21 protein-coding genes are annotated in these 20,729 nt (G+C 69.0%); 10 read left to right on the top strand and 11 right to left on the bottom strand.

Annotated elements, in window-relative coordinates:
* Positions 1 to 49: 49 nt before the first annotated feature.
* Complete coding sequence (locus NI2_RS11035) at positions 50 to 982, top strand: PDR/VanB family oxidoreductase (RefSeq protein WP_443093638.1); 933 nt, start codon at positions 50 to 52, stop codon at positions 980 to 982.
* An 88-nt stretch (positions 983 to 1,070) separates the two neighbouring features.
* A complete protein-coding gene (locus tag NI2_RS11030; RefSeq protein ID WP_067489068.1) occupies positions 1,071 to 1,772 on the top strand; it encodes a DUF8020 domain-containing protein in 702 nt (233 codons plus the stop codon).
* A 96-nt stretch (positions 1,773 to 1,868) separates the two neighbouring features.
* Here the strand turns inward: NI2_RS11030 and NI2_RS11025 are convergent, their stop codons facing one another.
* Entirely contained in the window at positions 1,869 to 3,089 is a 1,221-nt protein-coding gene (locus tag NI2_RS11025; RefSeq protein WP_067489066.1) for a cytochrome P450 family protein, read from the bottom strand.
* A gap of 155 nt (positions 3,090 to 3,244) precedes the next feature.
* Between NI2_RS11025 and NI2_RS11020 the strand changes: the two genes are divergently transcribed.
* Positions 3,245 to 3,712 carry a PaaI family thioesterase gene (locus NI2_RS11020; RefSeq protein WP_067489064.1) on the top strand — a complete coding sequence of 156 codons (468 nt, stop codon included), beginning with the start codon at positions 3,245 to 3,247 and terminating at the stop codon, positions 3,710 to 3,712.
* A 56-nt stretch (positions 3,713 to 3,768) separates the two neighbouring features.
* On the opposite strand, the gene NI2_RS11015 is transcribed toward NI2_RS11020, so the two are convergent.
* Genes NI2_RS11015 through NI2_RS10990 form a run of 6 tightly spaced genes read right to left on the bottom strand, consistent with a single transcriptional unit; the run spans position 3,769 to position 8,724 of the window.
* Positions 3,769 to 4,611 carry an acyl-ACP desaturase gene (locus NI2_RS11015; RefSeq protein ID WP_067489063.1) on the bottom strand — a complete coding sequence of 281 codons (843 nt, stop codon included), beginning with the start codon at positions 4,609 to 4,611 and terminating at the stop codon, positions 3,769 to 3,771.
* Positions 4,612 to 4,614: 3 nt separating this feature from the next.
* Entirely contained in the window at positions 4,615 to 5,448 is an 834-nt protein-coding gene (locus NI2_RS11010; protein ID WP_067489061.1) for an SAM-dependent methyltransferase, read from the bottom strand.
* Positions 5,445 to 5,711 carry an acyl carrier protein gene (locus NI2_RS11005; protein WP_067489059.1) on the bottom strand — a complete coding sequence of 89 codons (267 nt, stop codon included), beginning with the start codon at positions 5,709 to 5,711 and terminating at the stop codon, positions 5,445 to 5,447. The genes NI2_RS11010 and NI2_RS11005 overlap by 4 nt, the downstream gene beginning before the upstream one ends.
* Positions 5,708 to 6,244: a PaaI family thioesterase gene (locus NI2_RS11000; protein WP_067489057.1), complete on the bottom strand. Its 537-nt coding sequence runs from the start codon at positions 6,242 to 6,244 to the stop codon at positions 5,708 to 5,710. The genes NI2_RS11005 and NI2_RS11000 overlap by 4 nt, the downstream gene beginning before the upstream one ends.
* A complete protein-coding gene (locus NI2_RS10995; protein ID WP_067489055.1) occupies positions 6,244 to 7,032 on the bottom strand; it encodes a ferritin-like domain-containing protein in 789 nt (262 codons plus the stop codon). Before NI2_RS10995 ends, NI2_RS11000 begins: the two co-directional genes overlap by 1 nt.
* A gap of 39 nt (positions 7,033 to 7,071) precedes the next feature.
* Positions 7,072 to 8,724, bottom strand: coding sequence for an AMP-binding protein (locus NI2_RS10990; protein WP_067489053.1), 1,653 nt, complete (start codon positions 8,722 to 8,724; stop codon positions 7,072 to 7,074).
* Positions 8,725 to 8,938: 214 nt separating this feature from the next.
* Here NI2_RS10990 and NI2_RS10985 point away from each other — a divergent pair, with 214 nt between their 5' ends.
* Genes NI2_RS10985 through NI2_RS10970 form a run of 4 tightly spaced genes read left to right on the top strand, consistent with a single transcriptional unit; the run spans position 8,939 to position 13,958 of the window.
* On the top strand, positions 8,939 to 10,177 hold the full coding sequence (locus NI2_RS10985; RefSeq protein WP_067489051.1) for a cytochrome P450: 1,239 nt from the start codon (positions 8,939 to 8,941) through the stop codon (positions 10,175 to 10,177).
* Positions 10,174 to 11,397: a cytochrome P450 gene (locus NI2_RS10980; RefSeq protein WP_067489049.1), complete on the top strand. Its 1,224-nt coding sequence runs from the start codon at positions 10,174 to 10,176 to the stop codon at positions 11,395 to 11,397. Before NI2_RS10985 ends, NI2_RS10980 begins: the two co-directional genes overlap by 4 nt.
* Positions 11,394 to 12,686, top strand: coding sequence for an NAD(P)/FAD-dependent oxidoreductase (locus NI2_RS10975; RefSeq protein WP_067489046.1), 1,293 nt, complete (start codon positions 11,394 to 11,396; stop codon positions 12,684 to 12,686). Before NI2_RS10980 ends, NI2_RS10975 begins: the two co-directional genes overlap by 4 nt.
* Positions 12,687 to 12,710: 24 nt before the next feature.
* A complete protein-coding gene (locus NI2_RS10970; RefSeq protein WP_067489044.1) occupies positions 12,711 to 13,958 on the top strand; it encodes a cytochrome P450 in 1,248 nt (415 codons plus the stop codon).
* A 19-nt stretch (positions 13,959 to 13,977) separates the two neighbouring features.
* On the opposite strand, the gene NI2_RS10965 is transcribed toward NI2_RS10970, so the two are convergent.
* Both NI2_RS10965 and NI2_RS10960 read right to left on the bottom strand, forming a co-directional pair.
* Positions 13,978 to 14,595 carry a dienelactone hydrolase family protein gene (locus NI2_RS10965; RefSeq protein ID WP_067489042.1) on the bottom strand — a complete coding sequence of 206 codons (618 nt, stop codon included), beginning with the start codon at positions 14,593 to 14,595 and terminating at the stop codon, positions 13,978 to 13,980.
* A gap of 231 nt (positions 14,596 to 14,826) precedes the next feature.
* Entirely contained in the window at positions 14,827 to 15,690 is an 864-nt protein-coding gene (locus NI2_RS10960; RefSeq protein WP_067489040.1) for an NAD(P)-dependent oxidoreductase, read from the bottom strand.
* A gap of 150 nt (positions 15,691 to 15,840) precedes the next feature.
* Between NI2_RS10960 and NI2_RS10955 the strand changes: the two genes are divergently transcribed.
* The 3 genes from NI2_RS10955 (at position 15,841) to NI2_RS10945 (ending at position 18,769) form a co-directional block, all read left to right on the top strand.
* Positions 15,841 to 16,140, top strand: coding sequence for a winged helix-turn-helix transcriptional regulator (locus NI2_RS10955; RefSeq protein WP_067489038.1), 300 nt, complete (start codon positions 15,841 to 15,843; stop codon positions 16,138 to 16,140).
* Between the two features lie 154 nt (positions 16,141 to 16,294).
* Positions 16,295 to 17,716: a cytochrome ubiquinol oxidase subunit I gene (locus NI2_RS10950; protein ID WP_067489036.1), complete on the top strand. Its 1,422-nt coding sequence runs from the start codon at positions 16,295 to 16,297 to the stop codon at positions 17,714 to 17,716.
* Positions 17,717 to 17,719: 3 nt separating this feature from the next.
* On the top strand, positions 17,720 to 18,769 hold the full coding sequence (locus tag NI2_RS10945; protein WP_067489034.1) for a cytochrome d ubiquinol oxidase subunit II: 1,050 nt from the start codon (positions 17,720 to 17,722) through the stop codon (positions 18,767 to 18,769).
* On the opposite strand, the gene NI2_RS10940 is transcribed toward NI2_RS10945, so the two are convergent.
* Both NI2_RS10940 and NI2_RS10935 read right to left on the bottom strand, forming a co-directional pair.
* On the bottom strand, positions 18,758 to 19,321 hold the full coding sequence (locus NI2_RS10940; RefSeq protein ID WP_067489032.1) for a DUF6968 family protein: 564 nt from the start codon (positions 19,319 to 19,321) through the stop codon (positions 18,758 to 18,760). The genes NI2_RS10945 and NI2_RS10940 overlap by 12 nt on opposite strands.
* A gap of 136 nt (positions 19,322 to 19,457) precedes the next feature.
* On the bottom strand, positions 19,458 to 20,489 hold the full coding sequence (locus NI2_RS10935) for an alpha/beta hydrolase (RefSeq protein WP_243749971.1): 1,032 nt from the start codon (positions 20,487 to 20,489) through the stop codon (positions 19,458 to 19,460).
* Positions 20,490 to 20,729: the final 240 nt, after the last annotated feature.

Here is a 20,729-nt window from a genome sequence, read left to right as displayed (position 1 = left end):
GCCGCTGCACCACGGTGATCTCGACAACGATTCCGCCGAGGGGATGGGCATGACCGAAGTGAGCGTGCGGGTGATCGACCGCACCGAGGAAGCCGACGCGGTGTTCGCCCTGGTGCTCGCCGCGGTCGACGGCGGGCAGTTGCCCGCCTGGACGCCGGGCGCGCACATCGACGTGGCGGTGGGCGCCGCCGGGGTGCGCCAGTACTCGCTGTGCGGTGACCCCGCCGACCGGGACCACTGGCGGATCGCGGTGCTGCACGAACCCCGGGGCCGGGGCGGTTCGGCCGCCCTGTTCCGGACAGCGTTGCCCGGCACCACACTGTCGGTCTCGGTGCCCCGCAACAACTTCGAGCTGACTCCTGCCGCGCGATACACCTTCGTGGCAGGCGGGATCGGGATCACCCCGATCCTGCCGATGATCGCCGCCGCCGACCGGGCGGGTGCGGACTGGACGCTGCACTACGGCGCCCGGAGCCGCGCGCACATGGCCTTCGCCGACGTCCTCGCCACGGACTCCCGGGTGCGCCTGGTGCCGCAGGACGAGGCCGGGTTGCTGCCGATCGCGCAGATCCTGGCCGACCGACCGGGCGCGACCGTGTACTGCTGCGGTCCCGAACCGCTGCTGGCGGCGGTCGAGGCAGCGGGCGCGCGGGGCGGTGTCACCGTGCGCACCGAACGCTTCGTGCCACGGCCGGTCGTGCCCACGGATGCCGACACCGCCTTCGAGATCCGATTGGCGCAGACGGGCCGCACGATGCGAGTGGCGGCCGACCGGTCCATCGTCGACGTCCTCGAATCGGCGGGCATCGCGGTGCTCACCTCGTGTCGCGAAGGCACCTGCGGCAGTTGCGAGACCCCGGTGCTCGACGGCGAGGTCGATCACCGCGACTCGCTGCTCACCCCTGAGGAACGCGACAGCGGCGCCACGATGATGCTCTGCGTCTCGCGGGCCCGCTCGGGCGTCCTGGTGCTCGACCTGTGAGCGCACGCGGAATCGGTTGTCCCCCAGAACGTGCGCGTAACGGACGCGCCCGATTCCCGTCCGGGAATGTGAGAGGAAGAAATATACGATGAGGAAATCTGCTGCGGCCGCGGCGCTGCTCGCCGCCGCGATCGGCGTCACGGCCGGTATCACCGGCTCGGCGTCGGCCCAGGCCCCCGCCCCGATCGAGTTCACTGCGCAGGAAGTGGCCGGTAAGTCCGTCATCACCACAGGTGCCGGCTCCATGGTCGTCGAGGACGGCGCGTTCAAGGTGAAGGCGCCCGACGGCACCACCGTCGCCGCCACCCCGTTGACCTTCCGGCTGGACGAGTTCGAGTTGCCCATCGTGGCCGAGATCGCGGGCAACACGGCGACACTGAGCCCGCAGCTGGATGCCTCGCAGGCCGTCTACAAGCCGGTCGCCCTGCCCTTCGAGGACAAGGCACCGTGGAAGAGCGAATACGAGCGTGAGGTGGCGGCCTGGAGCAGGCTGACCACCACCATCTCCACCGGCGCCGCGATCGGCACCCTGGTCGGTGGTATCGGCGGCGCCGCGGTGGGTTGCGTGCTCGGCGGCATCGTCGGCGCCACCGTCGCCGCGGCCACCATCGTCGGCCTGTTCGGCCCGTTCCTGCCCGCCGCCGCGGTCGGCTGCATCGGCGGCATCCTCGCCGTAGGCGCGCTCGGCACCCTGGCCGGGCAGATCTTCATCACCGCGCCCGTGGCCATCGGCGCGGCGATCCAGTACTTCACCACCATCAACCAGCCGTTCAACGCACCGGCGAAGTAGGGGTGGTCGAAGACCCGGTATAGAGCGACCGGGGGACACCGACCCCGCCCGATCCTGTGATCGGGCGGGGTCTTTCGCTGTTCGGCAGCGCTGCGATCAGCGCGTCAGCACGGGCAACGCGAGCAGACCGCGGATGAGCGTGCTGGTCTGCCAGCGTGGCGTCAGGGCGGCCGGGGCCAGCCGCAGGTCGGGGTAACGGCGCTGGAGGGCGGTGACGGCGATCGTGGCCTCGAGCCGGGCCAGGGGAGCGCCGACACAGAAATGGATGCCGTGGCCGAACGCCAGGTGCCCGGTGGTATGCCCGTCGGTGGCGAGAGTGTCGGGATCGGCGAACCGTGCGGGATCGCGATTGGCGGCTGCCACCGACACGTAGACGAGTTCGCCCGCCGGGATCTCGGTGCCGCCCATGGTGACCGGCTCGGCGGTGTAGCGCACCGTGGCCATGTCGACCGGCCCGTCGAACCGCAGGAACTCCTCGATCGCGAGGGGCACCGCCGCCGGATCGGCGCACAGCGCCTGCCACTGCGCCCGGTCGCGCAGCAGCGCGTTCATGCCGTTGCCGATCAGATTGACGGTGGTCTCGTGTCCGGCGACCAGCAGCAGGAACGCCATCGACACCAGCTCCTTGTCCGTGAGCCGGTCGCCGTCGTCGTCGGCCAGCACCAGTTCCGAGAGCAGATCGTCGGCCGGGTCGGCCTGCTTGGCCCGCACCAGGTCGGTCAGATAGCCGACCATGGCGGCGCCCGCGGCCGGACGCCCTTCGTCCTCGCCGACGACGGTGACCAGCGCGCGGGTCCACGCCTGGAAATCCGCACGGTCGGCGAACGGCACTCCGAGCAGTTCGCAGATCACGGTTACCGGTAGGGGATCGGCGAACTCTTCCATCAGATCGAACTCGTCGCGATCGGCGGTCGCGTCCAGCAGGTCCTCGGTGATCTGCTCGATCCGGGGCCGCAGTCCGGCGACCTGCTTGGCGGTGAACGCCTTGTTCACCAACTTGCGCAGGCGCGTGTGCGCCGGCGGGTCGGTGCCGAGCATGTGGCTCAGCAGCGCGCTCACATTCGGGTCCGACCGCGTTTCGCGGCGCTTCTCGTGCAGGATCGCCTCGACCTGCCCGACATCCTTGGCCAGGCGCGGATCGGCCAGCGCCGCACGGGCTTCGGCGTAGCCGATGATCACCCAGCGGACCACGTCGTCGGGGAAGCGGACTTGATGGACCGGGCCCGCGGCGCGCCAGCGCCGGTAGTGGGCGTGCGGATCGTCGAAGAAGTCGGCGCCGATGGACTCGACGCGGGGAGCAGCGGTGGTGTCGGCCATCTCACCGACGGTACCGGCGCCCGGCCAACGATTCGCCGGGCGCGCGCGATCCCGATCAGGCAATCGGAGTTCGGCATGGAATGGGCTGCGGCAAACCGCAATTCACCGAAGGCTGCTCGAATGAGACGGAAGAATCGTCCGCAGGGAGGAAAATCATGACAAGTACCGACATGGACGTCGACGTGACCGCGCAGCGGCGGGTCGACGAATTGACCGCGGTATTCGAACGCGGACTGCGGGAAAAACTGGGTGTCGGTGATTCACTCGGAATTCGCTTGGAAAGCGCGTCGAAAGGACACACGCGCTACTATCTCGACCCCAATCCGGCGACCATCAACGCGATGTTCACGGTGCACGGTGGTGTCCTGGCGACCCTCATGGACACCGCCATGGGCAGCGCGGTGTTCACCGAGCTCGGCGACGGCGTCGCCTACACCACGCTGGAACTGAAGGTGAACTTCATCCGGGCCGTGACACTGGACGGCAGCAGGCTCACCTGCGACGCCACCGCCGTGCACGTCGGGCGGCGCACCGCCACCGCGGAGGGGCGCATCACCGACGCGGCGGGCAAGCTCATCGCCCACGGCACCACGACGATTCTCGTACTGGCACAGGGCAACTGACCACAAGGCACCGGCCCCGCCCCCAACCGATCGGGGGCGGGGCCGGTGCTGTCGGATCAGGTCAGCGCTCGGCAGCTCTCGACGAACCTGACGAGCTCGTCGATCGGCTCGGTTCGTGTGTCGACCGCACGGTCGATCACCTTCACGAGGTGTTCGTACGCGGCGGTGTGGTCGTAGTCGGCGACTTCGGCGATGCGCAGCGCCCACCGCCAGTAGCCGCGCAGCGTGTCCGACAGCGGCATCCGGAAATGCGCGATGACGTCGCGGATCGGCGCGACGACCGCGTCACCGTCGTGGCGCAGGTATCGCGTCACCACCTCGGCCATGAAACTGAAATGTCTTGCCTCGTCGCGGGACAACCTGGTGAGGACCGCGGCGAGCACCGGATCGGTGACGACGTCGCGCAGCTGCTGGTAGTACATCTGCGTCGCCTTCTCCTGCACCAGCGCGTAGGCGAAGAACTGCACGGGATGGTCGTAGGGCAGGTCGAACGGCTTGTGCCCTTCGATCGCCAATTCCGAACGCAGCGTCGACCGTTCGGCCATACCCGCGGCCTCCTGGTAGCGGGCCAGCGCCCTGGCGTGGGTGTCCTCCTCGAGCGCCCACCGCACCGTGAAGTGGTAGAGCTCCCGATTGTGTTCGAAGGTCGCCAGATCCACGCTGTCGTCGACCGGGAAATGCCGGTGGTAGACATCGAAATAGCCGGGCAAGTGGTCTTCGATGAGGGTGACGAACTGGACCGCGGATCGTTGTCCCTCGGTGAGCCTGCCCGCGTCGGCGGCCGTCCAGTCGAAGGCGGTCTCGACGTCCCAGGCGCGGGCCGCGGGGGAGGCGGCGAGGAAGCCGTCGACCGCGGCGGTCAGCTCGGTGACGGGCAGCAACCCTGGTGTACTGATCATGTCCTACCTGGCATTCCGGCAGACCAGCGCGTAATGCTTGGTGGTGTAACCCCAGCCCGCGTTGGCGATCTCGAGATAGTGGCGCAGCTTGGCTGCCAGGCCGGCGCCGTGCGCGTCGATGCGGTCGGCGGCGGCATCGACATTGGCGATCCAGTCCTCGATCGTGCGCCGGTAGTTCTCGGTGAGGTCGTCGACCGAGATCACCGAGAAGCCCGCGTTCTCGGCGGCCGCGACAAGCTCCGAGAGTGGGCGCAGCTCACCGAAACCGAAGATGTCCTCGCGGACGAACCCGGTGCCGTCGCGATCGTCGAACGCGGTGCGGATGGCCGCATTGCGGAAGCAGCTCTCCGACACGTAGAGGGTGCCGCCGCGGCGCAGCACCACCTTGGCGCGGCGGAACACCTCGTCGGGATCGGGCATGTGCACGATCGAGCCGAGCAGGGTGACGGCGTCGAAGCCGCGCGCGGGTAGGTCGAGCTGCTCGAAATGCCCGACGCGGGTGCGCACCAGCTCGCTCACCCCACGGGCGGCGGCCTGCGCGGCGATGTAGTCGTGCTGCCGGGGCGCCGGGCTGATACCCAGTGTGCGGCAACCCAGTTCGCCCGCCATGTAGAGGATGAGCGAACCCCAGCCGCAGCCCACGTCGAGCAGTTGTTCCCCGCCGCGCAGCCCGAGCCGCTCGGCGACGAAACGCAGCTTGTTGCGCTGCGCGGTCTCCAGGGTGTCGTCGGCGGATTCGTACAGTGCCGCACTGTATTTGCGCAGCGGATCGAGGAACTCGCCGAAGATCTCGGGATCGAGATCGTAGTGCTGATTGGTATCGGCGACGACCGTCATGCCTGCCGCCCCGCACGGACGGAGCGCTCCACCACGGCGGTGACCTCGGCCAGGGTGGACATGCCGAAGACGTCTTCGTCATCGAGCTCGATGTCGAAGGTGCGCTCGATGCGGGCGATCATCCGCAGCACCCGCACCGAATCGACACCGGCCATGGCGCGCAGGTCGGCGTCGGGGGTCAGCTCGGCGGCGGGCAGGCCGGTTTCGGAGATCGCGATCTCGGTGACCGTGCGCAGGATGGTGTCGGCGGAAGTGGTTGTCATGGCCGGGCTCCGTTCGGAGAGAAAGTGTTCGCCGTGGACAGGGCGTGGTCGAGCAGGGCGACTTCGTCGTCGTCGAGGGTGAGCTGGTCGCGGACCGCGTGCAGATCGAAGGGCTGATAGGTGGCCGTCGACGACGCGCACACCGAGCCGTCGGCGTCGAGGATCTCCGCGTGCGCGGTGATCGGACCCGGCCCGCGCTCGGGCGGAAGTGTTGCCACACAGCGGTATTCGCGATCGATCAGCAGGGGCGTGAGGAAACGGGTGCGCTGGGAGACAGTGAAGGCGGGTACGTTGCGCGCGAGCACGATGAGATTGCCCATCACCTCGTCGCACACCACGCCGATCAGGCCGCCGTGCACGACACCGGGATAGGACTCGAAGGTTCGCCCGAGCCGGAACCCGGCCTCCAGGGCGCCGTCGGGGCGCTGGGTGAAACTCAGGCGCAACCCGGCGGCATTGTGCGGGGAGCAGCCGAAGCAGTGGTAGTCGGGGATCACCGACCACGGCACCACGACGGCGTCGGCGGCCGTCATCAGGCGATGGCGTCGGCCAGCGCCCGACGCACCTTCGCGTTGCTGGACAGGTCGAGCCCGGTGATGGAGGCGAAGGTGCGGCGCACCTTGTCGTGCAGCACCTCCAGCTCGCCTTCGGCGGCGACCTGCTCGAGGAACAGCTCGAAACCGGTGTCGATGGTCTCGTGGTCGCCGAGTTCGGCGATGCCCGCCTTGAAGGTGCTCACCGGGTGCTTGATCTTGGCCTCGGAGCTGTAGACGTACAAGGTCTCGAGCACCGAGGGCAGTTCCTCGGGGCGCTTCTTCAATCGCTCGTTGGTGTAGTGGATGAATTCGCGCGCGTGCCCGGCCTCGTCGCGACTGGCGTTGAGCAGCAACTCCTTCAGCACCGGTTCGGCCACCCAGCTCGACACCGCGCGGTACACGTGGTTGACGGTGAGCTCGGAGATGATGTTGGTCGCCAAGGTCGCCGAGGGCGTGCTGCCCGGTGCGTACGGCTCGCGCATGGCGTCGACGGCGCGGTCCTCGACGTCCTCGCCGATCGCGCCGAGCCAGGAACGGAACGCGTAGTGGTGCTGCACTTCCTGATAGCCCCACACCACCGCGAAGGTGGAGAAGTCGTAGTCGTCGACGAATTCGTTGAGGAAGCCGTGTACCGCGGCGATCACATTGGACTCACCCATGGCCGCGCTCTTGGCAAGGGTGATGTATTCGGGGCGGACCAGCGTCGGGTCGACGGCGGGCAGGTCGAGATCGCTCAGTTTCCAGTGCAGGCGTTCGTAGTGGCGGAACACGTCAAAGCTGTGCACGAGGCACTCCGTTCGATCGAAGGGGAGCGGGGCGCGGCGTCATCGCCGGCCGATCAGTTCGCGGGCGGCGAGGCGTTGGAGCTTGCCGCTGCTGGTGCGGGGGATGCTGCGCGGCGCGACCAGGTGCACCTGGACCGCGCTGAGCCCGAGGTGGGCGGTGACGGCGGCGCGGATGGCGTCGGCGAGGGCGTCGGCCGCGGCGCCGGTGTGTTCGGTTTCGGCGATGAGGGCGATCACATCGTCGCCGTCGGGATCGACGGCGGCGGTGCAGCGGCCCTTGTGGACGCCGTCGAGGTCACGGACGGCGGCCTCGACGTCCTGGGCGTAGTAGTTCACGCCGCGCACGGTGATCATGTCCTTGCAGCGGCCGGTGACGAACAGTTCGCCGCCGCGCCGGTAGCCGAGGTCGCCGGTGCGTAGCCAGCCGTCGACGAACCGGTCGTCGGCGGCCTCGGGGTCGGCGGTGAGATAGCCGTCGGTCACCGGGGCGCCCTGGATCAGGATCTCGCCGACCCGGCCGTCGGGCAGGTCGGCGCCGGTGTCGGGGTGCACGATCCGCACGGCGATCCCGTCGACGGGCCCGCCGACCGAGGCGACCGCCCGCGCTCCGTCGGCGTCCCGCGCGACCACATCGGCGACCGCGGCGTCCGAGAGCAGGGCGCGGTCGACCCACTCGAAGACCGGCTCGCGCAGCAGCGGTGGGAACGCGACGGCGAGGGTGGCCTCGGCCATGCCGTATACGCCGAACATCGTCGACGGCGCGAAACCGGCGGGTGCGAACCGCTCGCAGAACGCGCTGACCACCGATTCGGCGATCGGTTCGGCGCCGTTGAACGCGATCCGCCAATGCCGCAGGTCGTAGTCGGCGACCCGCTCCGGCGGGATCGCCGCAAGCAGCGCCTCATAGCCGAAGTTCGGCATCGCGGTGATGGTGGTTCCGGTCGCGGCGAACTCGGCGAGCCAGCGCGCCGGATCCTTCACGAACGCGATCGGCGACCACACGTGCGCCGGGATGCCGCGCAGCACCGCCGACAGGGTGCCGAACAGGCCCATGTCGTGGAACAGCGGCAACCAGAACCCGCCCTGATCGTCGAGACCGAGATCGATACCGGTGCGGATGGCGGCCAGCCCGCTCACCACATTCGCATGGGTGAGCCGCACTCCCTTGGGTAGCGCGGTGCTGCCTGAGGTGAATTGCACGATGGCCAGATCGTCGGGGCCCGGCGTCGGCAAGATGTCCACGTCGGCGATGACCTCGTCGACGAGCGCGCCGGTGTCGACGAATTCGACGCCGATGTCTCCGATCAGCGGGATCATCGAGGCGAACCGGGGCGAGACCAGGACAGTGCGCATGCCCGCGGCCGCGGTGATCGCCGTCAGCTTCGTCGGATAGGCGGCCGTCGCCCGTGCGCCGGCGGGCAGCGGCAGGGGAGTGGCGGCGGCGCCCGCCGCGGCGATGCCGAACAGCGAGGACAGGAACTCCGGCGCGTTGGGGCTGAGCACACCGACGGGCTCGCCACGTCCGATCCCGCGCCGCACCAACGCGGTCGCCGTCGCCTGGGCGCGTGCCTGCATCTCGGCGTTGTCCAACTGCTCCGACACCGACCAGAACGTCGCCGTGACGCGCGGCCGTTCGGCGGCGACCCCGGCCAGCAGGGTGATGAGCGTGTCGCTCGAACGCGAGGAATTCATGCCGGAAACGACAACAGTGCCAGCTGACATCGCGTTGAACGAATAACGAATTACGCGCGCCGATAATCACCGTCGATCGTCCAATTGCCCTGCCTGATAAAGATATTCGGCTATCGCCCGATCGGAGCAGGCAATACTGCGCGAATTCAGGGCCACCGCGCGACGACGATGAGCGGCGAAATCCCCGCACCGAAATCGCCCCTAGGAGCTGCCGGTGACTTCCGATCATGTCGCGGTCGACGACCCGACCCCGGTGCAGATCGCGGTGTTGGAGAGCGTCGCGCCGCACTGCCGCCACGACCCGTATCCCAGCTACGAAACCCTGCGTGCCGCAGGGCCGTTCGTGCCGGGCCCGCGCGAAACGCACCTGGTGCCCCGACACGCGCAGGCCCAGGCGATCCTGAGTGATCCGCGCTGGAGCCACGCCGAGGAACCGGACCTGCTGCACGGCGACAGCGAGGTGGAGCTGCCCGGCTCGTTCCTGTGGATGGAACCGCCGGACCACACCCGTCTGCGCGGCCTGGTCGGCAAGGCGTTCACCGCCCGCACCGTCGCCGGCCTGCACGAGCGCGCCGACCGGCTCGTCGACGGGCTGCTCACGGCGATGCTGGCCGAGGGTGAGACCGACGTGCTCGAGGCGCTGGCCTACCCCGTGCCGCTGACCCTGATCTGCGAACTGCTCGGCGTCCCCGCCGAAGCCCACGCCCACGTGCGGGAGATCTCCGCCCACATCGCGCGCGGCCTCGACCCCGACACCCTGCTGAGCCCCGAGGAGCTGGCCGCGCGCACCGAGGCGGTGCACGCGTTCGACGCGTTCTTCGGCGAGCTGGTCGCCCAACGCCGCGCCGATCCGCGCGACGATCTGATCACCGCGCTGGTGCACGCGGAGGAGGCCGGGGTCCGGCTGACCAGGACCGAACTGATCGGCACCCTGCTCATCCTGGTGGTGGCCGGGCACGAGACCACGGTCAATCTCATCGGCAACGGACTGCTCGCCCTGATCCGCCATCCCGACCAGTTCCGGCGGCTGCGCGAGGACCCCGCACTGTGCGCGCCCGCCGTCGACGAGGTGCTGCGCTACGACCCACCCGTGCACCTGACCACCCGCACCGCTCGGCACGAGATCGAGCTCGCCGGAAAGACTTTCGCGCCCGGCGACGCGGTGATCGTGCTGATCGGCTCGGCCGCCCGCGACCCCGAAGCCTTTCCCGAGGCCGACCGCTTCGACATCGGCCGCTACCTGCCGGGCAAGCGACCCGAACGGCACCTGTCGTTCGGTCTCGGCCTGCACTACTGCCTCGGCGCGCCGCTGGCCCGCCTCGAGATGCAGGCGGTGCTGCGCGCTGTCGCCACCCGGGTCGAGCGGATGCACCTGCTCGCCGAACCGCCGTACCGCCCGAACGTGGTCGTGCGCGGCATGTCCGAACTGCGAATCAGCCTGGAGGGCCGATGAGTACCGCTGTCCCCGCCGACCTCACCTTCGACGCCTTCGCGCCCGACCACCGCGCCGACCCGTATCCCGCCTACGCCCGGGTCCGCACCGCCACCCCGCTGTTCCCGTACGAGCTCGGCGAGGTGCCGGTGCGCCTGGTGACCCGCTACGAGGAGTGCGCGGCGGTGCTCACCGGCGCCGACTGGGGTCACGGCTACGCGGCGGGCATCAGTCCCTTCCGGGACACCAGCGCCGCCATCCCCGGCTCGTTCGTCCGCATGGACCCGCCCGAGCACGGCCGCTACCGCAAGCTGGTGGCCAAGGCGTTCACCCCGAAGATGATCGGCGAGATGGCACCGGTGGCCGGCACGGTGGTCGACGGCCTGGTCGACGCGGCACTCGAGCGCGGCGAACTAGACGTGCTCGAGGATCTGGCGGTCCCGCTGGCCGTCGCCATGGTCGCGGTCCGGCTGCTCGGCGCCGACGCCGCCGACGGCCCCAGCTTCCGCGCCTGGCAGCTGGCCATCGCGCGCGGCAGCGACCCCGACTCGCTGCTCGGTCCCGACGACATCAGCGCCCGCACCGACGCGGCCATCGCGTGCATGGGCCATTTCGCCGGACTCATCGCCGAGAAGAAGCAGCGGCCCGGCACCGACCTGCTCAGCGAACTGGTCGCGGCCAGCGTGGACGGCGACTTCCTCACCGAGCCCGAGGTGATCGGGATGTCGCTGCTGCTGCTCGTGGCGGGCATGGAGACCTCGATCAACCTGATCGGCAACGGCATGCTCGCCCTGCTGCGCCATCCCGATCAGCTCGCGCTGCTGCGCGCACAGCCCGAACTGATCGGGCCCGCCATCGACGAGATGCTGCGCTACGACGCGCCCACCCAGTTCACGATCCGGGTCGCGCTGGCCGACACCCGGGTCGGCGAGCACAGCTTCCGCCGCGGCGACGGCGTCGTCGTGCTCACCGGCTCGGCCAATCGCGACGAACGGGTCTACCACGACCCCGACACCTTCGACATCACCCGCTTCACCGGAAACCGCCCGCCGCGTAAGCATCTGGGCTTCAGCCTCGGCATCCACTACTGCGTCGGCGCGCCGCTGGCCCGCATCGAGGCCGAGGCCGCGATCCGCACCCTGCTCGACCGGGCGCCCGAGCTGGCGCTGGCCGAGCATTCGATCGAGTACCGGCCCAGCCTGATCCACCGCGGCGTCCGCCACCTCCCGGTGACCCTGTGACCGCGCCGCGGCAGCACGCGCTCGTCATCGGCGCCGGGGTCGCCGGGCTGCTGGCGGCGCGGGTGCTCGCCGAGCGTTTCGACCGGGTCACCGTGGTGGAACGCGACGAGCTTGACGCGAAAGAGGCTGTGCGCCGCGGTGTTCCGCAGGCCTGGCATCTGCACGGCCTGCTCGACCGGGGCCGCCGGATCATGGAGGAGCTGTATCCGGGCTTCACCGAGGAGGCCGTCGCAGACGGCGCGACCGTTGCCGAGGTGCTCGTCGGCACCCGCTGGTATGTCGGCGGTTCCCGGCTGGCGGCGGGCGCGACCGGACTCACCTCGCTGATCGCGACCCGGTCGCTGCTCGAAACCGTGCTGCGCAGGCGCACCCTGCGGATGCGTGGCATCGAACTGCTGACCAGGACGACCGTGCAGGGCCTGATCGGCGATGCCCAGCGCGTGCGCGCCGTCCGGGTGACCGGCCCGGCGGGGGAGCAGACCCTGGCCGCCGATCTGATCGTCGACGCCAGCGGCCGCGGCTCACGAATCACCCTGTGGCTCACCGCGATCGGTGCGGAGGTGCCCGACGAAGAACGACTGGAGGTCGATCTCGGCTACGCGTCGCGGTTCTTCCGGCACCGGCCGGGCCAGCTCGACGGCCAGGCCTCGGTGATCGTGTCGACCGGCGCGGACGGGCGCGGTGGCGGCGCGGTGCGGGTGGAGGGCGACCGCTGGCACGTCACCCTCGCCGGGATGCTCGGCGATCATCCACCGACCGACGAGCAGGGCTTCCGCGCGTATGCCGCGTCGCTGTCGGCGCCCGATATCCACACCATCGTCGTCGGCTCCGACCCGCTCGGCGAACCGGTCCCGTACCGCTTCCGCACCGCCGTGCGCCGACGCTTCGACCGCCAGCGTGCCGCGCCCGCGGGGCTGCTCGTGCTCGGTGACGCCCAGTGCGCGTTCAACCCGCTCTACGCCCAGGGCATGACCGTGGCCGCGCTGCAAGCCGCCGCCCTGCGGGACTGCCTCGACGCCGACGACCTGCCTGCACGCTTCTACGCGGCCGCCGCCGACGCCGTCGCGGTGGCCTGGCAGTTGGCCGCCGGCTCGGATCTGCGCAATCCGGGCGTCGAGGGCAGGCGCACCCTGCGCACCCGGCTCACCGACGTCTTCGTGGCAAGGGTGCAGCGCGTGGCCCACCGCGATCCGCGCGTGGCCAGGACCTTCCTGCGCGTCGCCCACCTGGTCGACGCACCCGCCGCGCTCACCGCGCCGGGCACGCTGCGCCGCATCCTCCTGCCCTGACCACCCCCACGAGGAGACCAACCCATGACCTCCACGATCGACACCGACGCCGTCCAGACCGCCCTGATCCAGCTGTTCGGCCCCGACGGCCGCGCCGACCCCTACAGCCCCGCCCGCGTACTGCGGGAAGCGGGCCCGATCCACCAGACCCCACTCGGCCACCACGTGCTCACCCGCTACGAGGACTGCGCGGCGGTGCTGTCGACCACCGCGTGGAGCCACGCCGAGGAAGCGGCGATGATGCACCCGACGGTCTCGCCGGAGAACGCCCCCGAGGAACTGCCCACCTCGTTCCTGTGGATGGAGCCGCCGGACCACACCCGCCTGCGCAACCTCGTCACCAAGGGCTTCACCCCGCGCATGGTGACCCGGCTGCGCCCGCGGATCGAGCAGCTGTGCGAGCAGCTCGTCGACGACGCCGTGGCCGCGGGCGAATTCGACCTCGTCGAGCTGATCGCCTACCCGCTGCCGTTGATCATCGCCTGCGAACTGATCGGTGTGCCGAAGGAGGCCTACGACCAGGTGCACCGCTGGTCGCAGGACCTGGCCCGCGGCTTCGATCACGACTACACACTGCCCGAGGAATGCCTGCGGGCGCGCAGCGCGGCCTCGCGCGGATTCATGGGCTACTTCCGTGAGCTGCTCAACGAACGCCGCGTCAGCCCGCGCGACGATCTGCTCAGCGCGCTGTCCCAGGTCGAGGATCGCGGTGACGTGCTCTCCGAACAGGAGCTGCTCGCCACCTGCATCACCACCTTCGTCGCCGGGCACGAGACCACCGCCAATCTCATCGGCACCGGCATGCTGCGCCTGCTGCGCAACCCCGACCAGATCCAGGTGCTGCGTGAACGTCCCGAGATGCTCGCCCACGCACCCGACGAACTGCTGCGTCTCGACCCGTCGGTGCAGATCACCACGCGCGCCGCGACCCGGCCGATCACCGTCGCCGGCCACCGGTTCGAGCAGGGCGAAGGTGTTGTGGTGCTGATCAATTCGAGCAACCACGACCCCGCCGCCTTCCCCGACCCGGAGCGGCTGGACGTGACCCGCTACTCCGATCCGAAGAACCCGGCCAAGAAGCACCTGGGCTTCAGTCTCGGCATCCACTACTGCCTCGGCGCCCCGCTGGCACTGCTCGAGATGGAGATCCTGCTCGACGTGCTGTTGCGCAAGGTCGGCTCGCTGGAACTGCGCAGCGACAATCCGCCGTTCAAGCCGAATGTGGTCATCCGCGGCCTGGAATCGCTGCCGGTGGCGGTCACCCCGGCCTGAACGACGAGTTGGTCGGCGACTACCGGGAGCCGCCACCGTTGCCCAGCGCGCGGCCGAGGAGGGGGAGCAGCCGGTCCCAATGACGTCGCAGTGCGGAGGGATCGAAGTCGTCGGTGTCGGACATGGTGAAGCCGTGGACGGTGCCGGGGTAGATCTCGGAGGTGTATTCGACGCCCGCGGCAGCCAATGCCTGGTCGAGCCGACGGAGATCCTGGGGCGTCAGATCGGTTTCGGCGTGGCCGAAATGGACTTCGGCGGCGAGTTCGGAGAGTTTGTCGAGTCCGTCGGCGCCTACGGGGGCGTGGAATGCGGCGAGGGCGGCCACCCGGCCGGGGTGGGCTACAGCGGTGTGCACCGCCAGTAGCCCGCCTATGCAATAACCCGTCACTGCGACGGGTCCGGCGCTGACCTCGGGTCGGGTGGTGAGGAACTCGAGGTAGGCGTCGGCGTCGCGGAGCGCACGTTCGGCGGTGTCGTGCCCGGCCAGTTCCTCGGCCATCTCCCGCAGCGCGGGCCGTATACCGAAACCGTCCGGGTACATCAGTACGCCCGGATACTGCTCCCCGGAGTCGGGGAAGGCGGCGAACGCGTCCGCGTGGCCATCGAGGGTAGGGATCTGCAGCGTCTTGGTATGCATGGATTCTCCTGTCGCGGTTGATGTGTGGAGCCTGTGATCAACACGAAGGAGGCGGAGCCCGCGCAGCGGCGCTGGATCTTCGATCGGACATCGGGCCACGGGCCCGTGCGGTGCTCAGAAGAGCGCCGGGTCACCGATCCGTGGGTGGCGCAAGGCCGTCCCGGTAGTCATCGACACGAACTATGGCCCCACGGGAACAGTCGCCGCCGCGCACCGACAGGAGCCGCTCGATCAGCGGCGTAGGAGGTCGACGACGCCGGTGGTCGACTCCTTCCCGCCGCCCTCGGCGACTCGACGTTCCATCAGTGTCATGAAGGGCTCGAGAAGTTCCGGGCTGACGCGCTGTTCCAGGGCGGTACGTCGCAGTGTGTCGTTCGTCGTGGCCATCATCGCCAGGTTCGACTCCACGTCCTGCGTGTAGTCCCCGCTCGCCAGCTGCGCGGCCGTGCCGAAGGCGTAGCCGGCCATCGCCTGCTGGTAGGCCACCATGAGTGGCGCGAATTCGACCGGTGAGATGTTCTCGCCACCGATGAGAGCGAACGCGTGTGTGGCGCCCGCGAACATGCCCCACATCGCACTGAGCAGCGCGATGTCGTACAGCGCTGCGAAGCCGGCGTCGGTGCCGACGTAGGTGACACCGGCGGGCACCGCCAAGGCCTCGGAATGGGTCTCGTGCAGCCGCGCCGAACCGCTGTAGAAGACGTACGCACCCGAGTCGGCTGCGCCGATCATGGAGGGGACGGCCATGATCCCGCCGTCCAGGAAATTCCCGCCGCGCGCGGTGATCCACTCGGCGAGCGCACGGGCCTCGGCGGGTGTGCTCGTGGTCAGGTTGACGATGTCGCGGCCGGTCAGATCGACGCCGTCGAGCGTCGCGCGCACCGACGCGTCGTCGAGGAGACACACCACCACGAGCGCGTTCGCGCCGACGGCATCGGCAACGGTCGCGGCGACCGCCGCCCCCACCGGGGCCCGCCGGGGACTGCGGTTCCACACGGTGACGGTGTATCCCGCCGCGAGCCACGAACGGGTGAGGGCCGAGCCCATGTCGCCGAGCCCGAGGACGGTGAGCGTTTTATTTTTGTTGTCGGACATGCGGTTTAGTGTTGGCGTGGCATCCGGGCCGAACAAGTACGCACACCGAAGTGGGTACGCACTTCCGGGATAGCGAACAGGTAGAGGAAAGGAACCATCGTGCCGATCACACGCAGGCCGGGCGCGTACCGTTGCGGAATCGACGCCACCATGTCGGTACTCAACGGCAAGTGGAAGATGATGATCCTCTGGCCGCTGAGCGAACGCCCCTACCGCTTCGGTGAGTTGCGCCGTGAGGTGAACGGCGTCACCGAGAAGGTCCTCACCACGCAACTGCGCGAATTGGAGGCCGACGGGATCGTCCATCGCACGGTGTACAACGAGGTGCCACCCCGCGTCGAGTACTCCCTGACGCCACTCGGCGAGCTCCTCAACAACGCACTGCTCCCCTTGGAGGCGTGGGGTCGCGAACACCTCATGGGTGAAGAGGTCGTCCGGTCCGGTGCCTGAGCCGGTTCAGGTCGGGGACTACGGAGAAGTGGGGGTATCGGTGGTTTTGGGTGCTCCGGTGCGGGCATCTCGCAACATGTCGCGCAGTGGCCGAGTTCGATCGTGTGGGCCCGGGTGACGAACTGACCTGTCACCGGGGGCGAAAGGGGCTGTGATGGTGTCGAGCACAGTGGTCTCGCTCCTGGCGGCGAGTGGGGAGGGCCCGCCGGGCTTGTTGCCCGCTCGGCAGCAGATGGCGTTCTCGTTGGGCTGGCACATTGTGCTGGCCTGTTTCGGTGTCGCCTTTCCCGCCATGATCTATGTCGTGCATCGGCGCGGCCTGGTCCGGGAGGATTCCGTCGCGCTCGGGCTGGCCAAACGGTGGGCGACGGTCTCGGCGATCCTGTTCGCGATCGGCGCAGTTTCGGGGACGGTGCTCAGTTTCGAAATGGGGCTGTTGTGGCCGGGGCTCATGGGCCGCTACGGCGATGTGCTCGGTCTGCCGTTCGCGCTGGAGGGCCTGTCGTTCTTCATCGAAGCGATATTTCTCGGGATCTATCTGTACGGCTGGGGGCGGATGCCGCCGCGCAGGCATCTCGCGATGCTCATCCCGATGGGGGTGGCGGGCGTGGTCGGCACCTTCTGCGTGGTCAGCGTCAACGCCTGGATGAACAACCCCACGGGATTCCGGATCGTCGACGGCGAGGTCACCGACGTCGATCCGTGGCGGGCGATGTTCAACGACGGGGCTGTGCTGCAATTCGCGCACATGTGGGTCGGGGCGTTCATGGTGGTCGGCTTCGTCGTCTCGGGCGTCTACGCGGCCGGAGTGCTGCGGGGACGCCACGATGCCCACCACCGGCTGGGCTTCACGGTTCCCTTCGTCTTCGCGACCGTCGCCGCACTGATGCAACCGGTCATCGGGCACATTCTCGGAATGCGGGTGCACGACAGTCAGCCGGCGAAATTGGCCGCGTTCGAACTGGCCACCACCACCGAAAGCCCGGCTCCCTTGCGTCTGGGCGGAGTGCTGGTGGATGGTGAGGTCCGCTGGGCGCTCGACATCCCACGTCTGGGTTCGATCATCGCCCGCAATTCCTTGACCGCGCCGGTGCCCGGTCTGGACTCGGTCCCGGTGCACGACCGGCCGCCGGTCAACATCACCCACCTGGCATTCCAGACCATGGTCGGCATCGGCACCCTGCTGGCGCTCGGGGTGGTGGTGTTCTGGCTGATGCGGTGGCGCCGCCACGACCTGCTGGGCAACCGGTGGTTCCTGCGCTTCGCCGTCGTCGCGGGGCCGCTGGCGGTGCTCGCGCTCGAATGCGGCTGGATCGCCACGGAAGTCGGCAGGCAACCATGGACCGTGTGGCAGGTCCTACGCACGGAAGACGCCGCGAGCACGAGTACCGGGCTGTGGTGGAGCTACGCCGGTGTGCTGCTGGTCTACCTCGGTATGACGGTCGGGGCCGTCGTCGTGTTGCGTTCGATGACACGGCGCTGGCGCGCAGGCGCCGAATCGATCGCGGCTCCCTACGGTCCCGGCGCCTCGCCCGTCGACCAGGCGCAACGGGAACACGACCGCGGAGGGCGGTGACCGATGGACCTGTCCGATGTCGTCGCGACCGCGATGTTCACCGGGGTGGTGCTGTACGCGCTGTTCGCCGGCGCGGACTTCGGCTCCGGTTTCTGGGACCTGACCGCGGGTGGGCCGGCCCGTGGCGGCCGCCTGCGGGTGCTGATCGACCACAGCATCGGGCCTGTCTGGGAAGCGAACCACGTGTGGCTCATCTACATCCTGGTCTTCCTGTGGACCGCCTATCCCACCGCGTTCGCGGCCATCATGACGACGCTGTTCATTCCGATGAGCCTGGCCCTGCTGGGAATCGTCCTGCGCGGGGCGAACTTCGCGTTCCGCAAGTACTCCGCGACGATGACCCAGGCACGCCTGTTCGGCGCACTCTTCGCCGGGGCGTCGCTGATCGCCCCGTTCTTCTTCGGCACCGTCGTCGGTGCGATCGCCTCGGGCCGTGTGCCCGCGCAAGGTTACGGCGATCGGGTGAGTTCCTGGTTGAACCCGACCTCCTTGCTCGGTGGCACGCTGGCCGTCGGTACCTCGGCGTTTCTGGCGGGGGTGTTTCTCACCGCGGACGCCGCGCGCTCCGGCGATGTCCGGCTCGCGGAATACCTGCGCCCACGCACCCTCGCGGTCGGTGTCGTGACCGGCGCGATCGCGATAGCCGCGATCGCACCCATCCGGCGAGACGCCCCGACCCTCGGTAGCGAACTACTCGGGCGGGCGCTGCCCTTGATCGTGCTCTCCGCGGCAGCCGGGGTACTCACGCTGGCTCTGGTGTTCCGCCGCAGGTTCGGGTGGGCGAGAGTGTCCGCGCTGATCGCCGTGGCCGCGATCGTCATCGGGTGGGCGGTGGCCCAGACGCCGTGGATACTGGTCGACCAGATGCTGATCGCCGACGCCGCGGGAGCACGTTCCACACTCGTCGCGCTGCTCGTAGTGGTCGCGATCGCGGCCGTGACTGTGCTACCCGCTCTCGGCTACCTGTTCTGGCTCACCCAATCAGAGGCCTGGGGACATGAAGAGGAGCCCGGCGTACAGGACCAACGACACACGAGTGGCTCATCGAGTTGATCGTGATAGCAGAAACCCCTCTGGCACAGTGTTTTCCGTCGGCGCGAGCCAGTTGCCCGGTATCCCCACGATCGCGCCGACGCTGCGGATCGCTGACATCACCGCCTGGATCTCATTGAATCCTTGCCCGAAGGCTTCGGTGCGGTCATCGATTCGGAAGGGGCACAGGTAGGTGTGTGGACGGTTCGGATCCTGGCGCGGCCGCCCGATGGTGATCACGACCGGGCCCGCGGAAGTGTGGACTGCGCGGGCTCCCAGCGGGGCGCCGAACTCGCGGGCGTCGGCCACTACCGCGCGTGCGGCGTGCCGTAGCCGACCTACCCCCGGCACGGCTCGGGCCGCGGCTTTTTCGGCCTCCAGCAGCGCCACGTAGACGGCGGCCAACCTGTCCGGTCCGCGGACCGTGTGGTCACGGCTGCCGTCGATCCGATATGTGCACAGCCAGTCGTGCGCAGAGTTGTCCTGTCGCGGATCGCTTACCTCTATGCACACCTCCCGTTCGCCGTTCACCACGGTGGTCGCGACGACTACTTGGCCTAGTTCGTTGTTCATTGATCCTCCCGATTACGGAACCGACTCCGCGTGTGTACGGCGATGCATGCCCGGTCTGCCGTCGGCCAGGGCCGCGTCGGGGAACGGAGGTTCGGCGCGCGCCACTCCGGATTCCCGCGATACGGTTGGTTCGGGCTCAGGGTGTCCGGCTGCCGATAGATTGCGCCAGGAACGGCCAGGAATTGCGCAGATCGTCTTCCCAGTAGCCCCACGAATGCGTACCTACCGGCCGCTCGTCCAGAGTCACCGGGATATCCAACTCGCGCAATCGATCTGCGAGGTTCATCGTGCAGAAGTGCACCGCGGCCTCGATTGGACCGCCGAAGGCGATCTGGATCGGCAGCGGAATTCTGCCGTCCCGCACGCGCGGATCGGTCGGCGTGTCGTGAGGTGCGGCGGGGATTCCGGTCCCGGTGCTCAGGTAGATCGCGGTGCCGCGCAGCCCTTCCGCGTTGACCAGCGGGTCGTTGGCGCGCCACAACGGCCCGGTGCGTGGGCCCCACATGTTCTCGACGCTCTGCCCGCCGCCCCAGTTCTCCACCGTGATCCGCACGAATTCCTGCCCGATGGGGTCCGAGGTCTGAGCGCAGCCGCTGTAGGAGGCCACGCTGCGCCAGAACCCTGGTTTGGCGATCGCCAGATTCAGCACCGAGGTTCCGCTCATCGAAACCCCGACCAGGGTTCGGTTGCCGTCGGCGCGCAGGAAGTCCTCGATCACCGGCGGCAGCTCCTCGTTGAGGAAGGTCTGCCACTTGTTGCGCCCCAGCGCCGCATCGTCGCGCACCCAGTCGGTGTAGTAGGAGCTGGCGCCGCCGACCGGGGTGACGACGTTGACGTCCTTGTCACGCAGGAAGCTGACGGCATCGGTTTGCGCGTCCCAGCCGCTTCCACCGGGGCCGCCTTGTGAGCCGTTCAGGAGGTACATCGTCGGCCGCGGATTCGAGGTGTCGGCAGCACGGATGACCTGCAGCGGAATCGGTCTGTTCATGGCGGGGGAGTACACCGTCACGTTGAGTTGCCGGTCGTCGACCGCGTCGGCGGACAACACCCTGGCCGACTCGGGTGCCGCGGTCGCGGAGGTGACCGAGCCGCCGAGTGTGGCGGCGATCAGGAGGCCGACAAGGGTCGATCGCAGGGTTGCTGTGCGGGTGGGACGATGTTGTCGCACTGTCGAGAACCTCTCGTGCCGGTCGCGTCCTCCGGATGAGGACATCACAGGGTGTGCCAGGGGCGGATCGGCTACCCGAAACGGCCCTAGCGGAAGTTCGCGCTGCCCCCCTCCGCGGTTTGGTCCTTCGGATATCTGGTGCAAGCAATATCCGGCGCGCCAGGTCATCGCTTCGGCGCCACTGTTCATCGCGATGATCCCAGGTCGGTGTCCGCGGCTGTAAACCTCTGTGTGCGAACG

The organism is Nocardia ignorata NBRC 108230 (assembly GCF_001612905.1).
GTDB classification, from domain to species: domain Bacteria; phylum Actinomycetota; class Actinomycetes; order Mycobacteriales; family Mycobacteriaceae; genus Nocardia; species Nocardia ignorata.
This window is presented reverse-complemented; position numbering and strand designations above follow the sequence as displayed.

What these genes read in the sequence shown, in the direction of transcription:
- NI2_RS11035 (WP_443093638.1), top strand. Translation starts at nt 50, where the DNA reads ATGACCGAAGTGAGCGTGCGGGTGATCGACCGCACCGAGGAAGCCGAC.
- NI2_RS11030 (WP_067489068.1), top strand. Translation starts at nt 1,071, where the DNA reads ATGAGGAAATCTGCTGCGGCCGCGGCGCTGCTCGCCGCCGCGATCGGC.
- NI2_RS11025 (WP_067489066.1), bottom strand. Translation starts at nt 3,089, where the DNA reads ATGGCCGACACCACCGCTGCTCCCCGCGTCGAGTCCATCGGCGCCGAC.
- NI2_RS11020 (WP_067489064.1), top strand. Translation starts at nt 3,245, where the DNA reads ATGACAAGTACCGACATGGACGTCGACGTGACCGCGCAGCGGCGGGTC.
- NI2_RS11015 (WP_067489063.1), bottom strand. Translation starts at nt 4,611, where the DNA reads ATGATCAGTACACCAGGGTTGCTGCCCGTCACCGAGCTGACCGCCGCG.
- NI2_RS11010 (WP_067489061.1), bottom strand. Translation starts at nt 5,448, where the DNA reads ATGACGGTCGTCGCCGATACCAATCAGCACTACGATCTCGATCCCGAG.
- NI2_RS11005 (WP_067489059.1), bottom strand. Translation starts at nt 5,711, where the DNA reads ATGACAACCACTTCCGCCGACACCATCCTGCGCACGGTCACCGAGATC.
- NI2_RS11000 (WP_067489057.1), bottom strand. Translation starts at nt 6,244, where the DNA reads ATGACGGCCGCCGACGCCGTCGTGGTGCCGTGGTCGGTGATCCCCGAC.
- NI2_RS10990 (WP_067489053.1), bottom strand. Translation starts at nt 8,724, where the DNA reads ATGAATTCCTCGCGTTCGAGCGACACGCTCATCACCCTGCTGGCCGGG.
- NI2_RS10980 (WP_067489049.1), top strand. Translation starts at nt 10,174, where the DNA reads ATGAGTACCGCTGTCCCCGCCGACCTCACCTTCGACGCCTTCGCGCCC.
- NI2_RS10970 (WP_067489044.1), top strand. Translation starts at nt 12,711, where the DNA reads ATGACCTCCACGATCGACACCGACGCCGTCCAGACCGCCCTGATCCAG.
- NI2_RS10965 (WP_067489042.1), bottom strand. Translation starts at nt 14,595, where the DNA reads ATGCATACCAAGACGCTGCAGATCCCTACCCTCGATGGCCACGCGGAC.
- NI2_RS10960 (WP_067489040.1), bottom strand. Translation starts at nt 15,690, where the DNA reads ATGTCCGACAACAAAAATAAAACGCTCACCGTCCTCGGGCTCGGCGAC.
- NI2_RS10955 (WP_067489038.1), top strand. Translation starts at nt 15,841, where the DNA reads ATGTCGGTACTCAACGGCAAGTGGAAGATGATGATCCTCTGGCCGCTG.
- NI2_RS10950 (WP_067489036.1), top strand. Translation starts at nt 16,295, where the DNA reads ATGGTGTCGAGCACAGTGGTCTCGCTCCTGGCGGCGAGTGGGGAGGGC.
- NI2_RS10945 (WP_067489034.1), top strand. Translation starts at nt 17,720, where the DNA reads ATGGACCTGTCCGATGTCGTCGCGACCGCGATGTTCACCGGGGTGGTG.
- NI2_RS10940 (WP_067489032.1), bottom strand. Translation starts at nt 19,321, where the DNA reads ATGAACAACGAACTAGGCCAAGTAGTCGTCGCGACCACCGTGGTGAAC.